Genomic DNA, 14023 nt, shown 5'->3' with positions numbered 1-14023 from the left:
GGCCCGGCCGGAGCGGCCGGAGCGGGCGAGGCCGGGCGGTGTTGCGGCGATGCCGCCGCGCGGTCGGGCGGCGTTTCCAGCAGCGCCTCGTCCGCGCCCCATTCGGCCTGCAGCGCCAGGGCGGCGAGCAGGGCGGCGCGGCTGTCTCCCGTCATCTCTCCGCCTTGAGCGTTCATGGTCCGATTTGCGCCCGGGGCCGGGTTTTGCGCAATGCCGCGAGCTTCCCTATACGTTAATCGAAGCGCAGGAGGAATCGTATGTCAGACACAGTGCCGCCCCGGGAATCCATGGAATTCGACGTCGTCGTGGTCGGCGCCGGCCCGGCCGGCCTGTCGGCGGCGATCAGGCTGAAACAGATCAACGCCGAGCTTTCGGTCTGCGTCGTCGAAAAAGGCGGCGAGGTCGGCGCGCATATTCTCTCCGGCTGCGTGCTGGAGCCGCGCGCGATGACCGAACTGCTGCCCGACGCCGATATCGGCGCGATCGAGTTCTCGGCGAAGGCGGGCGAGGACCGTTTCCTGTTCCTCACCGAAACCGGCAGCCACCGCATGCCGACGCCGCCGCAGATGAACAATCACGGCAATTTCGTCGTCAGCCTCGGCAATGTGGTCCGCTTCCTGGGCGCGAAGGCGGAGGAGCTCGGCGTCGAGATCTATCCCGGCTTCGCCGCGGCGGAGCTGCTGGTCGAGGAGGGCCGCGTCGCCGGCATCGCCACCGGCGACATGGGGATCGGCAAGGACGGCCAGCCCACCGCGCAATACCAGCGCGGGATGGAACTGCGCGCAACATATACGGTGTTCGCCGAGGGCTGCCGCGGCTCGCTCGGCAAGCAGCTGATGTCCCGCTTCGGCCTGCGCGACGGGGTCGATCCGCAGACCTACGGCATCGGCATCAAGGAACTCTGGGAGGTGCCGGCGGAGCGCCACAATCCCGGCATGGTCATGCACACGATCGGCTGGCCGCTCGATACCAAAACCTATGGCGGCTCGTTCCTCTACCATCTGGGCGGCAACCTGATGGCCTACGGGTTCGTCATCGGACTCGACTACGAGAACCCCTATCTCTCGCCCTTCGAGGAGATGCAGCGCTTCAAGACCCACAAGGCGATCCGCCCCTATTTCGAGGGCGCGAAGCGCATCTCCTACGGCGCTCGGGCGCTGAACGAGGGCGGGTTCCAGTCGATCCCCCGGCTCGCCTTTCCCGGCGGCGTGCTGGTCGGCTGCGAGGCGGGGTTCCTCAACGTGCCCAAGATCAAGGGCACCCACACCGCGATGAAATCCGGCATGCTCGCCGCCGAGGCGATCGCCGAGGCGCTGTCCGGCAGCCGCCCCGCGACACTCGACGCCTTCCCCGAGAAGGTGCGCGCCTCCTGGCTCTGGCCCGAGCTTCAGGCGGTGCGCAACATCCGCCCCGGCTTCGCGAAATTCGGCATGTGGGGCGGGCTGATCAACGCCGCGTTCGAAACCTACGTCACCCGCGGCAAGTCGCCCTGGACGCTGCGCAACCACGCCGACAACACCGCGCTGAAGCCCGCCCGCGATGCAACCCCCATCGCCTATCCGAAGCCCGATGGCGCGCTCACCTTCGACCGGCTGAGTTCGGTCTTCATCTCCAACACCAATCACGAGGAAAACCAGCCGGCGCATCTCACGCTGCTCGACCCGGCGAAGGCGATTTCGGTGAACTGGGCCGAATACCGCAGCCCGGAGACGCGCTACTGCCCGGCCGGTGTCTACGAGATCGTCGGCGCCGAGGCGGGCGATCCGAAGCTGCAGATCAACGCGCAGAACTGCGTGCACTGCAAGACCTGCGACATCAAGGACCCGACGCAGAACATCAACTGGGTGGTGCCCGAGGGCGCCGGCGGCCCGGCCTATCCGGGCGGGATGTGAGCATGGAGGCGGCGTGCTCCATCCGCGCCGCCGGCGAGGCCGACCTTGCCGCCGTGGCGCGGATCACCGCGGCGGCCTACGGGCCGTATGTCGCCGAATTCGGCGCGCCGCCCGTGCCGATGACCGACGATCACGCCGCCAGGATCGCCCGCGGCGAAACCTTCCTCGCCGAGATCGCGCATGATCCGGTCGGCCTCGTCAGCCTCGAACTGCACGATGACCATGCGCTGGTGTTCAGCGTCGCGGTCGATCCGCCGTCGCAGGGCAGGGGCCTTGCCGGCGCGCTGCTGCGCTTTGCCGAGACCCGCGCGCGCGGCGCGGGGCGGCGCGAACTCCGGCTCTATACCAACGCCCGCATGACGCGGAACATCGCCATCTACCTGGCGCACGGGTTTCGCGAGACCGGCCGCCGCCCGCACCCGCACCGCGCCGGCTGGACGCTGGTGGACATGGCCAAGACCCTCGATCGTCCCTGACCGGCCCGACCCGTGCCGCCGATTTGCAAAATCCCGCCATTGGCCCGATAGGCAGACGCCATGAACGGAGCAGACCTGCGGATCGGCATTGCCGGCATCACCGGCCGGATGGGCAAGCTGCTGGCCGAGGCCGTGCCGCTGGCCGGCGCCACGCTGGCCGGCGGCATCGGCCGCGACGGTGACATCGCCGCCCTCGCGCGCGAGAGCGATGTGGTGATCGACTTCACCCTGGCCGCCACGGTCAGCCGCCATGCCGGCATCCTCGCCGGAGCCGGCACGCCCTGGGTGCTCGGCACCACCGGATTCGATCCGGCCGCCGAGGCCGACATCGCCGATGCCGCCGCGCGGATTCCGGTTTTTCAGGCGGCGAATTTCGCGCCGGGCGTGAACCTGGTGATCGCGCTGGCCGAGCGCCTCGGCGCCACGCTCGCCGCCGAGACCCACGATGCCGAAATCCTCGAGATGCACCACCGCCAGAAGATCGACGCGCCCTCGGGCACCGCGCTGGCGATCGGTGCTGCGGTGGCGCGGGGCAGGGGCGTCGACCTTGCGGCGGTGAAGGACTCCGGGCGCGATGGCCATACCGGCAAGCGCGAGACCGGCGCCATCGGCTTTGCCGCCCTGCGCGGCGGGCAGATCGTCGGCAGCCACAGCGCGATCTTCACCAGCGCCGTCGAGCAGATCACGCTCACCCACCACGCGCTCGACCGGCGGATTTTCGCCGAAGGCGCGGTCCGCGCCGCGCTGTGGCTGGCCGGCCGCGCGCCCGGGCGCTACGGCATGCGCGACCTGCTCGGCCTGTAGCCGCGCCGCCCCTTGTCTTGACCCCCGGGCGCGATTGCGCCATGCCCCGGCACGCTCCGGCATTCGGCCGGCGCCGCCGCCCGGCCCGGGCACGACGTCTTCGCGACAAGAGGAGAAATCCATGCGCGACAAAGGTGACTACCTGTTCACCTCGGAATCGGTCTCCGAGGGCCACCCCGACAAGGTTGCCGACCGGATTTCGGACACGGTGCTCGACGCCTTCCTGGCGGCGGATCCCTATGCGCGCGTCGCCTGCGAAACGCTGGTGACGACCAACCGCATCGTGCTCGCCGGCGAAACCCGCGGCCCCTCGACCATCACCCGCGAATATCTCGCCCATCTCGCCCGCCTCGCCGTGCATGACATCGGCTACGAGCAGGAAGGCTTCTCCTGGCGCGACGCGAAGATCGACGTGCTGCTGCACGAGCAGTCGGCCGACATCGCCGCCGGCGTCGACGCCGCCGGCAACAAGGACGAGGGCGCGGGCGACCAGGGCATCATGTTCGGCTATGCCTGCTCCGAGACCGACGCGCTGATGCCGGCGCCGATCTATTACGCCCACCTGATCCTCCGCCGCATGACCGAGCTGCGCAAGATCGGCGATGCCCGCGCCGCCGGCCTGCTGCCGGACGCCAAGAGCCAGGTCACCCTGCGCTATGCCGATGGCAAGCCGGTCGGCACCACCTCGATCGTGGTCTCGACCCAGCACGAGGACGGGATGAGCCAGGACGAGATCAAGGCGATGCTCCGCCCGCTCGTCACCGAGCTGCTGCCCGATGGCTGGATGTGCCCGGACGATCAGTTTTACGTGAACCCGACGGGCAAGTTCGTCATCGGCGGGCCGGACGGCGATTGCGGCCTGACCGGGCGCAAGATCATCGTCGACACCTATGGCGGCGCGGCCCCGCATGGCGGCGGCGCCTTCTCCGGCAAGGACCCGACCAAGGTCGACCGTTCCGCCGCCTACATGTGCCGCTACCTCGCGAAGAACGTGGTCGCCGCCGGCCTCGCCACCCGCTGCACCATCCAGGTCAGCTACGCGATCGGCGTCTCCCACCCGCTTTCGGTCTATGTCGACATGCACGGCACCGAGCGGGACGTCGATCACGCCAGGCTCGAAACCGTGCTGCGCGAACTGGTGAACCTCACCCCGCGCGGCATCCGCGAGCATCTGCACCTCAACCGGCCGATCTACGTGCCGACCTCCGCCTACGGCCATTTCGGCCGCGAGCCGGACGACCGGCTGGGCACCTTCACCTGGGAGAAGACCGACCTCGCGCCGGCGCTGAAGGCCGCGTTTGGCCGCTGAGGAGACGGTTGAGGAGACGGCGGGCGGCAAGGCGCTGAAGCCGCCGCCCGACCGGCTCTATGGCCGCGCCCGCGGCCACGCGCTGCGGGCCCGCCAGGAGGAGCTGATCGAGACGTTGCTGCCGCGCCTGCGCTGGCCGGAGCGGAACTTCGCCATCGCGCCGAAGGAACTCTGGCTCGAGGTCGGCGCCGGCGGGTTCGAGCATGCCGAGGCGATCGCCGCGGCCAATCCCGAAATCGGCCTTGTCGCCTGCGAGGTGTTCGTCAACTGCATCGCCTCGCTGCTCTCGCGCCTCGCCCCCGAGGGTGTCGAGCCGACAATCCCGCCCAACCTGCGCGTGCACGACGACGACGCCCGCGCCCTGCTGCGCACCCTGCCGGCGGGATCGGTCTCGCGCCTGTTCCTGATGTTCCCCGATCCCTGGCCGAAGGCGCGCCACGCGAAGCGGCGGTTCGTCCATCCGGCGATCCTCGCCGAGGTCGCCCGCGTGCTCCGGCCGGGCGGGCTGTGGCGGATCGCCAGCGACGACCCGACCTATCAACAATGGGTTGAGGAAGTATTTTCTAACGCAGAGGCATTTTTTTTGTTAAGTAAATCCGGAATTCGCCCCCCGGACTGGCCGCCGACCCGATATGAAGCCAAGGCCATCAAGGCAGGGCGCCAGCCGCACTACTGGACATTTGTTGTAAAATAGCCTGTCAATTCGACGTTTTACGACCTCCGGGCTGTTGACAGATCAGGTATGCAGGATAAAACCGGAATGTGACGTGCGGTTGCCACGATATAACCGGGGTCAGCACACCGTAAGATCCTCGTGTTAGTAGAATGCGGACCGCGCCTGATCGCTGGGCCGAATGCGTCGTGTGAAGCGGCCACAAGTACGGAAGGGGAAATGATCCAAATGGATTTCGAGAACTCTGCATCGTTCAAGCGTCGCGGGCTGCTGAAGGCTGGCGCCGCCGCCGGCGTGTCCAGCCTTGTCCTCCCGCAAGTCAGCTGGGGCGCCAGCGAAACGCCGGTCAAGATCGGCATGATCGACCCGCGCACCGGCGTCTACGCGCCTGCGGGTCACAACGAGATCATCGGCGCCACCATGGCGGTCGACGAGATCAACAAGAAGGGCGGCATTCTCGGCCGGCCCGTCCAGCTTCTCGTCGAGGACGACAACAGCCTGCCCGGGCCTGCCGTCAGCAAGGCGCAGAAGCTCGTCGCCGAGGACAAGGTGAACTTCCTGATGGGCACGGTGAATTCGGCCGCGTCCGAATCGCTCAGCCAGTTCGCCCTTCAGCACGAGATGCTGTTCGTCGACACCGGCGGCCACGCGGATGACGTGACCGGCAGCAAGTGCCACTGGACCACGTTCCGCACCTGCTCGACCACCTGGATGCTCACCGCCGGCGACTTCGAGACGCTCTTCAAGAAGTTCGGCAAGAAGTGGTTCTTCATCGTGCCCGACTATGCCTTCGGTCACGCCCTCTACAAGGACTACATGATCCAGCTGAAGAAGGCGGGCGGCCAGGCCGCGGGCCACGCGCTCGCGCCGCTGGGCACCACCGACTTCTCCTCCTACCTGATCCGCGCCCGCGCCGCGAAGCCGGACGTGCTGATCTGCCTGCAGGCGGGCGACGACCTCGTGAACCTGCTGAAGCAGGCCGTGCAGTTCGGCCTCGACAAGCAGATGGCGATCGCCGGCGCGCTGCAGGAAATGGAAGTGCTCCAGGCGCTGCCGAAGGCCGCTCTCCTCGGCTGGTGGACCTTCGAGTGGTACTGGAACCAGCCCGGCGTTCCGCATGTCGCCGATTTCGTGACGGCGGTGAAGAAGCGCACCGGCGGCAAGGTGCCGACGGCGCGAACCTGGTTCGGCTATGCCACCGCCCACGCCATCGCGATGGCCGCGAACAATGCCAAGTCGCTCGACTCGCTGAAGGTGGTGAAGGCCCTCGAGGGCATGGAACTGCCGCCGGATGTGGCACTGCAGCCGGGCAAGGTTTACTACCGCGCCGGGGACCATCAGATGATGGCGAACATGTTCCCCGGCTACGTCCCCAAGGACGCGAGCTACCCGAACCTGTTCAAGGTGGCCGAAGTGGTGCCGAGCGAGAAGATCGCCCTGTCGCCGGAGGCCGCTGGCTGCAAGATGACGTACCCGAGCTGAAGCCCCGCCCGCGTGGCGGACTGGACCGGTCCACGGCGAAAGCCGTGGGCCCGTTCGCCGCATCCGCCGCGCGACCTCGTCTCCAGCCGCGCCCGCGGGCGCCAGATATGAAGTAAGATCCGTGGAAACTCTGCTTGTCTACAGCGCCTTCAACGGGTTGGTGGTCGGCATCTTCTATGCGCTCATGGCGCTGGGACTGTCGCTGATCCTCGGCCTGAACGGCGTCATCAATTTCGCCCATGGCACCTTCATGGCGCTCGGCGGCTATCTCGCCTTCACCCTCGAACCCTATATCGGCTTCTGGGGCGGGCTGATCGTCGCTCCGCTGCTGGCGGTGGTGGTCGGCGTCGTGACCGAACGGGTGCTGATCCGCCCGCTCTACGGGCGCGATCCGCTGTTCTCGCTGTTGCTGACCTTCGGCCTCGCGATGATCATGCAGGACATGATCCGCACCATCTGGGGCTCGATCGGGCAGCCCTTCGCCCTGCCGAACTACCTCAACTCGCCGCTCAGCTCCTCGATGTTCTTTCTCACCGGCTTCCGCATCGTGGTCATCCTGATCACCGTGCTGGTCACCGGCGCGCTGTTCGCGGTGCTGCGGTTCAGCCGCATCGGCATCCGCATCCGCGCCGGCAATGCCGATCTCGAAACCATCTCCTCTCTCGGCGTGAACATCTTCTTCCTCCGCGCGGCGAATTTCGGCATCGGCATCTTCCTTGCCGGCGTGGCCGGCATCCTCGCCGCCGGCCAGCTCGGCCTGTCGCCGACGATCGGTGATTCGCTGATCATGCCCGCCTTCGTCGCCATCATCGTCGGTGGCGTCGGCAGCCTGATGGGCAGCGTGCTCGGCGGGCTCATCATCGGCATGGCCTCCGGCCTCACCGCGGCCTTCTATCCGGTCGCGCAGGAAGTCGTCATCTACGTCATCATGGCGGTGGTCCTGGTCATCCGCCCCCGCGGCCTGCTCGGCCAGGAAGGTCTGTTCGAATGAGCACTGCACTCGACACCAAGCCGGCCACGCGGCCCGCGCCCTCGATCGGCGGACGCGAGATCTCCGCGGCGATCATCTGGCTCGCCCTGCTGTTCGTGCCGATCTGGCTGCCGGCCGTCGGCGGCTTCACCGATCTCGCCTCGCGCGTGCTGATCTACGCGATGGCCGCGACCGGGCTGAACCTGCTGCTCGGCTACACCGGCGGCCTGTCCTTCGGCCATGCGGCCTATTTCGGCCTCGGCGCCTACGGCACCGGCCTGTTCATCATCCATGTCATTCCCTCGATGCCGCTCGCCCTCATCGCCGGCACGCTGCTCGGCGGCATCGGCGGCATCCTGGTCGGCCCGATGGTGATGAAGCGCAAGGGCATCTACTTCTCGATGATCACCATCGCCTTCGGCCAGATGTTCTACTTCCTCGCCGTGCGCTGGAACACCGTCACCGGCGGCGAGGACGGGCTGACCGGCTTCTCCCGCGTGCCGCTGCATCTCGGCGGTGAAACCATCAATCTCGGCCCGGCGCGCTTCTATTATGTCGTGCTGGCGCTTTTCGCGGTGGTCATGCTCGTCGTCTGGCAGATCCTCCGCTCGCCGATGGGCCATGCCTTCGTCGCCACGCGCGAGAACACCACCCGGCTGCGCTTCCTCGGCGTCGCGGTGGACAAGCAGGTCTGGGTCGCCTTCGCGATCTCGGCCTTCATCACCGCACTCGCCGGCAGCCTGAACGCGATGCTGACCGCCTTCGCCTCGCCGGACGACCTGCAGTGGCAGCTCTCCGGCTCCTTCGTCGTCATCTGCGTGCTCGGCGGGATGCGCAGCTTCTGGGGACCGTTCCTCGGCGCCGTGATCTACATCGTCGCGCAGGACTACCTCTCCAGCGTGACCCAGAACTGGATGACCTATATCGGCCTGATCTTCGTCCTGTCGGTGCTGTTCTTCCCGCAGGGCCTGCTCGGCTTCATCAAGGGGAGGGCGCGGTCGTGAGCCTTCTGAAACTCGAACATGTCGGCCGCCGCTTCGGCGCGCTGCAGGCGCTGAAGGACATCTCGCTCGCGGTCGAGCCGGGCGAGCTGCGCGCCGTCATCGGCCCGAACGGCGCGGGCAAGACCACGCTGTTCAACCTGATCAGCGGCTTCTTCCCGCCCACCGAGGGGCAGATCATCTTCGACGGCCAGCCGATCACCGCGGTCAGCCCGAACGAGCTGGTCCGCCGCGGCATCATCCGCACCTTCCAGATCACCCAGGTCTTCCTTTCGCTCTCGGTCTACGAGAATGTCCGCGTCGCGGTGGAAACGGCGATGGGCCTGCAGCTCCGCCCCTGGATCTCGCGGGCGACGCGCGCGAAGGTCGATGAAAAGGTGGACGAGCTGCTCCAGGTCACCCGCATCGCCGACAAGGCGGACCGCATCGTCGGCGAGATGTCGCATGGCGACCAGCGCGTGGTGGAAATCGGCATCGCCTTGTCGCGCCATCCGCGCCTGCTCCTGCTCGACGAGCCGACCGCCGGCATGGGGGATGAGGAAACCCACCACATGACCGACCTGATCCGCCGGCTCAACAAGGACCAGGGCATCACCATGCTGTTCGTCGAGCACGACATGGCGATCGTGTTCGGCATCGCCGACCGCATCACCGTGCTCGACAACGGCACCTTCCTCGCCGAGGGCACCGCGGCGGAAATCTCCGCCAACCCCCGCGTCCAGAGCGCCTATCTCGGAACCGCCGTCGAGGAGACCGCCGCATGAGTGCCGTTCTCGAAGCCGAGGGCCTGCAGACCTATTACGGCAAGAGCCATATCCTGCACGGCGTCTCGCTGAAGGTGAACCAGGGCGAGCTGATCGCCCTGCTCGGCCGCAACGGCGCCGGCAAGACCACCACCATGCGCAGCGTCATGGGCCTCACCCCGCCCCGCGATGGCAACATCAAGCTCTTCGGCAAGGATGTGACCAGGGCGGCTTCCCATCGCATCGCCAATGCCGGCGTCGGCTACGTTCCCGAGGGCCGCAAGATCTTTGGGCACATGACGGTGCACGAGAACCTGCTCGTTCCCCCCGAGACCAAGGGGCCGTGGACGATCGAGACGATCTACAAGCTCTTCCCGCGCCTTGAGGAACGCAAGACGAGCAAGGGCGGCCGACTTTCGGGCGGCGAGCAGGAAATGCTGGCCATCGCCCGCGCGCTGCTGCTCAACCCGAAGTTCCTGATCCTCGACGAACCCTCGCAGGGGCTCGCGCCGGTCATCGTTCAGGAAGTCATGCGCACGATCGGGCGGATGAAGGGGGAGGGGATGTCGATCCTGCTGGTCGAGCAGAACGCGCATCTGGCCCTGCAACTCGCCGACCGCGCCTATGTGCTCTCCGACGGCGAGGTCGTCTATGACGGCTCCGCCGCCGAACTCGGTGCGGACACGGAACGGATGGAACACCTCGCCGGCGTCAGCCACGCCGGCTGACGTTGTGTCGATTGGCGTCAGCCACACGGGCTGACATTGTGTCGATTGGCGTCAGCCACACGGGCTGACGTTGTGTCGATTGGCGTCAGCCACACGGGCTGACGCTGTGGCGATTGGCGGCTGCGCGCCGTTCATCTAAGCATGGCAGGTCAGTCATGAGGCCTGCCATGTCATCGATCGCCGCCCCTCCCACCGCCACGACCGCGACCGACCGCGAGGCCGCGAAGGTCATGGCGGCGGGCATCGCCAGCATGGTCCTCACCGTCGGCCTCGCCCGCTTCCTCTACACGCCGCTGCTGCCGGTGATGCAGGAGCAGGCGCATCTCTCCGTCACCGGCGGCGGCTGGCTCGCCACCATCAACTACGCCGGCTACATGACGGGCACGCTGCTGATCGCCGCGATCAGCGACCTGCGCACCCGTTTCCTGTTCTACCGCGCCCTGCTGGTCATCGCCGTCATCACCACGGCGGCGATGGGCCTGACCACCAGCCTCGTCGCCTGGGCGGTGCTGCGTTTCTTCGCCGGAATGACGGCGGTGGGCGCGCTGCTGCTCGGCACCGGGCTGATGCTTGCCTGGCTGCGCCATCACGGCAGGCGGCTCGAACTCGGCGTGCCCTTCGGCGGCCTCGGCCTCGGCATCGTCGTCTCCGGCCTGCTGCCGATGGCGATGGCCTTCCGGCTCGACTGGGCCGGCGAGTGGATCGCCTCCGGCCTGTTCGGCATCGTCTTCCTGATCCCCGCCTGGATCTGGATGCCGATGCCCCCGCAAGCCGATGCCGCCGGCCCCGCCGCCCTGGCGGACACGCCGCCGGTCGCCCGCTGGATGGCGCTGTTCGTCGCCGCCTATTTCTGCGCCGGCGTCGGCTATGTCGTCAGCGCCACCTTCATCGTCGCCCTGGTGGCGCATCTGCCGGCGCTGCGCGGCATGGGGAACCTGGTCTGGGTCGTGGTCGGTCTCGGCGCGATCCCGACCGCTCCGCTCTGGGACCGCGTCGCGCGCCGCACCGGCGACATCAGGGCGCTGCTCGCCGCCTTCGCCCTGCTCACGCTCAGCATCGCGATCGGCGCGACCACGCGCGGCGTCGCCCTCTCGCTGGTCGGTGCCGCCCTCTACGGATGTTCGTTCAACGGCATCACCAGCATGACGCTGACGATCATCGGCCGGCTCTACCCGCGCAATCCCTCGAAGGCGATGGCGCGGATGACGATCAGCTTCGGCGCCGCGCAGATCATCGCGCCCGCCGTCTCCGGCTATATCGCCGCGCTCACCGGCAGCTACGACGGCGCGCTGTGGATGGCCGCCGCGGTGATGGTCACCGGCATGGCCTGCCTGCTGCTGCTCCCGCGCCGGCGCACCCAGGCGGCAGCCGAAGCCGCCGCCTGATCCATACGATCCTTAGAGCACTTTCCGATCCTTTCGGATCGGATGTAGTGCTCTACCACATTGATAAACAGAGCATCTTTATCCGATCAGATGACTCCATCTGATCGGATGATGCTCTAGCGCCCGCGCTGCACCTGCGTCACGTCGCGCACCGCGCCGTTGGCCGCACTCGTGGTCAGCGCCGCATAGGCCTGCAGCGCGGCGGAGACCACGCGCTCGCGCGCGGCCGGTTTCCACGCCGCCTTGCCCTTCGCCTCCATCGCCGCGCGCCGCGCTTCCAGCGTCGCCTCGTCGAGCTTCACGTCGAGCTTGCGGTTCGGGATGTCGATGGCGATGATGTCGCCCTCCTCGACCAGCCCGATCGCCCCGCCCTGCGCCGCTTCCGGCGAGATATGCCCGATCGACAGCCCCGCCGTGCCGCCGGAGAACCGCCCGTCGGTGATCAGCGCGCAGGATTTGCCGAGGCCCTTCGATTTCAGGTACGAGGTCGGATACAGCATCTCCTGCATCCCCGGCCCGCCTTTCGGCCCCTCGTAGCGGATCAGCACCACGTCGCCCGCCTTCACCCTGTCGCCGAGAATGCCGGCGACCGCGTCTTCCTGGCTCTCGAAGATCCGCGCCGGCCCCTCGAAGACGAGGATCGACGCATCGACGCCGGCCGTCTTCACGATCGCGCCGTCGAGCGCGATGTTGCCATACAGCACGGCGAGCCCGCCATCCTTGCTGAACGCGTGCTCGGCGTCGCGGATGACGCCCTTCTCGCGGTCGAGATCGAGGCTCTCGTAGCGCCGGCTCTGGCTGAACGCCTCCGTCGTCCGCACCCCGCCGGGGGCGGCGCTGTAGAGCGTCTTCGCCGTCTCGCCGCCGCGCATCACGTCCCAGCGGTCGATCGCCTCGCCGATCGTCTTCTCGTGCACCGTGGCGCAGTCGCGATGGATCAGCCCGGCGCGGTCGAGCGCGCCGAGAATGCCCATGATGCCGCCGGCGCGGTGCACGTCCTCCATGTGGACATTGCTGACCGAGGGCGAGACCTTGCAGAGATTGGGCACCCGGCGCGACAGCCGGTCGATGTCCGCCATGGTGAAGTCGAGTTCCGCCTCGCGTGCCGCGGCCAGCAGGTGCAGCACCGTGTTGGTCGACCCGCCCATCGCGATATCGAGCGACATCGCGTTCTCGAACGCCTTGAACCCGCCGATCCGGCGCGGCAGCACGCCCTCGTCGTCCTGCTCGTAATAGCGCCGGGCGAGATCGACGATCTGCCATCCCGCCTCGACGAACAGCCGCTTGCGGTCGGCATGGGTGGCGAGCAGCGAGCCGTTGCCCGGCAGGGCGAGGCCGAGCGCCTCGGTCAGGCAGTTCATCGAATTGGCGGTGAACATGCCCGAGCACGAGCCGCAGGTGGGGCAGGCGGAGCGTTCCATCACCGCGGCCTGCTCGTCGGTCTTGGTCGGGTCGGCGGCGACGACCATGGCGGTGATCAGGTCGGCGGCCCTGGTCTCGCCATCGGCGATGTATTTGCCCGCCTCCATCGGCCCGCCCGAGACGAAGATGGTCGGGATGTTCAGCCGCATCGCCGCCATCAGCATGCCCGGCGTGATCTTGTCGCAGTTGGAAATGCAGACCAGCGCGTCGGCGCAATGGGCGTTGACCATGTATTCCACCGCATCGGCGATCAACTCGCGCGAGGGCAGCGAATACAGCATGCCGCCATGACCCATGGCGATGCCGTCATCGACGGCGATGGTGTTGAATTCCTTCGCCACCCCGCCGGCCGCCTCGATCTCGCGGGCGACGAGCTGGCCGAGATCCTTCAGGTGCACATGGCCCGGCACGAACTGGGTGAAGGAATTGGCGATGGCGATGATCGGCTTGCCGAAATCCGCATCGCCCATGCCGGTCGCGCGCCACAGCGCGCGGGCGCCCGCCATGTTGCGGCCGTGGGTGGAGGTGCGGGAACGGTATTGGGGCATGGTGTCTCGTTTCCAGTCTGGCAATTTTGCCGGTTACTATAGGGTCAGGACCGGTGCCGCGCTACCCTGCGCCGGTCAGGGCGAACACCCGCAGCGCCGAGGCGAGCGGGCGGTCCGGGTCGCGCGCGGCGTCCACCTCGCCGACCAGCGTGCCCAGCGCCACGCCGCGCCGCGCCGCCGCCGCCTCCAGCACCGTCCAGAATTCCGGCTCCAGCGCCACGCTGGTGCGGTGCCCGGAGAGCGACAGGCTGCGCTTCTCGAGGTTCATTCCCGCCGCGGCAGCACGTAGAGCAGGGCCGGCAGGAACACGAAGGTGGCGATCAGCACGGCCAGCAGGCTGAGCAGCAGCAGCGCGCCGAGGCTCGCCGTGCCGCGGTCCTGCGAGGCGGCGAGCGAGCCGAAGGCGGTGCCGGTGGTCAACGCCGAGAACAGCACGGCCCGCGCCGTGGCCGAGCCCAGCAGGTGCTTCATCCCGTCGCGCCAGTTCATCACGAAATACACGTTGAACGAGACGCCGACGCCGAGCAGCAGCGGCAGCGCGATGATGTTCGCATAGTTCAGCTGCAGCCCGGCGAGATGGGCGAACAGCG

The 14023-nt window shown here is 67.9% G+C and carries 14 protein-coding genes; 11 read left to right on the top strand and 3 right to left on the bottom strand.

Going from position 1 to position 14023, the window contains the following annotated elements:
- The first annotated feature begins 257 nt into the window (after window positions 1–257).
- From APM_RS07745 to APM_RS07695, 11 genes are all read left to right on the top strand, one after another.
- On the top strand, window positions 258–1892 hold the full coding sequence (locus APM_RS07745) for an electron transfer flavoprotein-ubiquinone oxidoreductase (protein WP_013639649.1): 1635 nt from the start codon (window positions 258–260) through the stop codon (window positions 1890–1892).
- A gap of 2 nt (window positions 1893–1894) precedes the next feature.
- Window positions 1895–2368, top strand: coding sequence for a GNAT family N-acetyltransferase (locus APM_RS07740; protein WP_007422806.1), 474 nt, complete (start codon window positions 1895–1897; stop codon window positions 2366–2368).
- A gap of 60 nt (window positions 2369–2428) precedes the next feature.
- The gene (gene dapB / locus APM_RS07735) at window positions 2429–3172 is read left to right on the top strand and encodes a 4-hydroxy-tetrahydrodipicolinate reductase (RefSeq protein ID WP_007422804.1); all 744 of its coding nucleotides are present in this window, start codon (window positions 2429–2431) and stop codon (window positions 3170–3172) included.
- A gap of 121 nt (window positions 3173–3293) precedes the next feature.
- Window positions 3294–4481, top strand: coding sequence for a methionine adenosyltransferase (gene metK, locus APM_RS07730; protein ID WP_007422803.1), 1188 nt, complete (start codon window positions 3294–3296; stop codon window positions 4479–4481).
- Window positions 4471–5175: a tRNA (guanosine(46)-N(7))-methyltransferase TrmB gene (locus APM_RS07725; protein ID WP_007422802.1), complete on the top strand. Its 705-nt coding sequence runs from the start codon at window positions 4471–4473 to the stop codon at window positions 5173–5175. The genes metK and APM_RS07725 overlap by 11 nt, the downstream gene beginning before the upstream one ends.
- 207 nt (window positions 5176–5382) lie before the next feature.
- Window positions 5383–6636, top strand: coding sequence for an ABC transporter substrate-binding protein (locus APM_RS07720; RefSeq protein WP_011941954.1), 1254 nt, complete (start codon window positions 5383–5385; stop codon window positions 6634–6636).
- Window positions 6637–6757: 121 nt separating this feature from the next.
- On the top strand, window positions 6758–7627 hold the full coding sequence (locus APM_RS07715) for a branched-chain amino acid ABC transporter permease (RefSeq protein ID WP_007422800.1): 870 nt from the start codon (window positions 6758–6760) through the stop codon (window positions 7625–7627).
- Window positions 7624–8610: a branched-chain amino acid ABC transporter permease gene (locus tag APM_RS07710; protein WP_007422799.1), complete on the top strand. Its 987-nt coding sequence runs from the start codon at window positions 7624–7626 to the stop codon at window positions 8608–8610. The genes APM_RS07715 and APM_RS07710 overlap by 4 nt, the downstream gene beginning before the upstream one ends.
- The gene (locus APM_RS07705) at window positions 8607–9371 is read left to right on the top strand and encodes an ABC transporter ATP-binding protein (RefSeq protein WP_007422798.1); all 765 of its coding nucleotides are present in this window, start codon (window positions 8607–8609) and stop codon (window positions 9369–9371) included. The genes APM_RS07710 and APM_RS07705 overlap by 4 nt, the downstream gene beginning before the upstream one ends.
- On the top strand, window positions 9368–10078 hold the full coding sequence (locus APM_RS07700; RefSeq protein WP_007422797.1) for an ABC transporter ATP-binding protein: 711 nt from the start codon (window positions 9368–9370) through the stop codon (window positions 10076–10078). The genes APM_RS07705 and APM_RS07700 overlap by 4 nt, the downstream gene beginning before the upstream one ends.
- A gap of 167 nt (window positions 10079–10245) precedes the next feature.
- Complete coding sequence (locus APM_RS07695) at window positions 10246–11463, top strand: YbfB/YjiJ family MFS transporter (protein ID WP_007422796.1); 1218 nt, start codon at window positions 10246–10248, stop codon at window positions 11461–11463.
- 116 nt (window positions 11464–11579) lie between these two features.
- Here APM_RS07695 and ilvD read toward each other — a convergent pair whose 3' ends face one another.
- From ilvD to APM_RS07680, 3 genes are all read right to left on the bottom strand, one after another.
- Window positions 11580–13433: a dihydroxy-acid dehydratase gene (gene ilvD / locus APM_RS07690; protein ID WP_007422795.1), complete on the bottom strand. Its 1854-nt coding sequence runs from the start codon at window positions 13431–13433 to the stop codon at window positions 11580–11582.
- Between the two features lie 61 nt (window positions 13434–13494).
- A complete protein-coding gene (locus tag APM_RS07685) occupies window positions 13495–13701 on the bottom strand; it encodes a ribbon-helix-helix domain-containing protein (RefSeq protein WP_007422794.1) in 207 nt (68 codons plus the stop codon).
- Window positions 13698–14023 (bottom strand): MMPL family transporter (locus tag APM_RS07680; protein WP_007422793.1); only part of this gene is annotated, 326 nt, incomplete at its 5' end. The genes APM_RS07685 and APM_RS07680, both read right to left, overlap by 4 nt.

Source organism: Acidiphilium sp. PM (assembly GCF_000219295.1).
Taxonomy (GTDB): domain Bacteria; phylum Pseudomonadota; class Alphaproteobacteria; order Acetobacterales; family Acetobacteraceae; genus Acidiphilium; species Acidiphilium multivorum.
Note: the sequence above shows the minus strand (reverse complement) of the source record. Positions and strands in the feature narration are given on the sequence as shown.

Bases quoted from the DNA above. Each gene is read 5' to 3' on its own strand.
- APM_RS07720 (WP_011941954.1), top strand. From the start codon at position 5,383: ATGGATTTCGAGAACTCTGCATCGTTCAAGCGTCGCGGGCTGCTGAAG.
- metK (WP_007422803.1), top strand. From the start codon at position 3,294: ATGCGCGACAAAGGTGACTACCTGTTCACCTCGGAATCGGTCTCCGAG.
- dapB (WP_007422804.1), top strand. From the start codon at position 2,429: ATGAACGGAGCAGACCTGCGGATCGGCATTGCCGGCATCACCGGCCGG.
- APM_RS07685 (WP_007422794.1), bottom strand. From the start codon at position 13,701: ATGAACCTCGAGAAGCGCAGCCTGTCGCTCTCCGGGCACCGCACCAGC.
- APM_RS07710 (WP_007422799.1), top strand. From the start codon at position 7,624: ATGAGCACTGCACTCGACACCAAGCCGGCCACGCGGCCCGCGCCCTCG.
- APM_RS07740 (WP_007422806.1), top strand. From the start codon at position 1,895: ATGGAGGCGGCGTGCTCCATCCGCGCCGCCGGCGAGGCCGACCTTGCC.
- APM_RS07695 (WP_007422796.1), top strand. From the start codon at position 10,246: ATGTCATCGATCGCCGCCCCTCCCACCGCCACGACCGCGACCGACCGC.
- ilvD (WP_007422795.1), bottom strand. From the start codon at position 13,433: ATGCCCCAATACCGTTCCCGCACCTCCACCCACGGCCGCAACATGGCG.
- APM_RS07745 (WP_013639649.1), top strand. From the start codon at position 258: ATGTCAGACACAGTGCCGCCCCGGGAATCCATGGAATTCGACGTCGTC.
- APM_RS07700 (WP_007422797.1), top strand. From the start codon at position 9,368: ATGAGTGCCGTTCTCGAAGCCGAGGGCCTGCAGACCTATTACGGCAAG.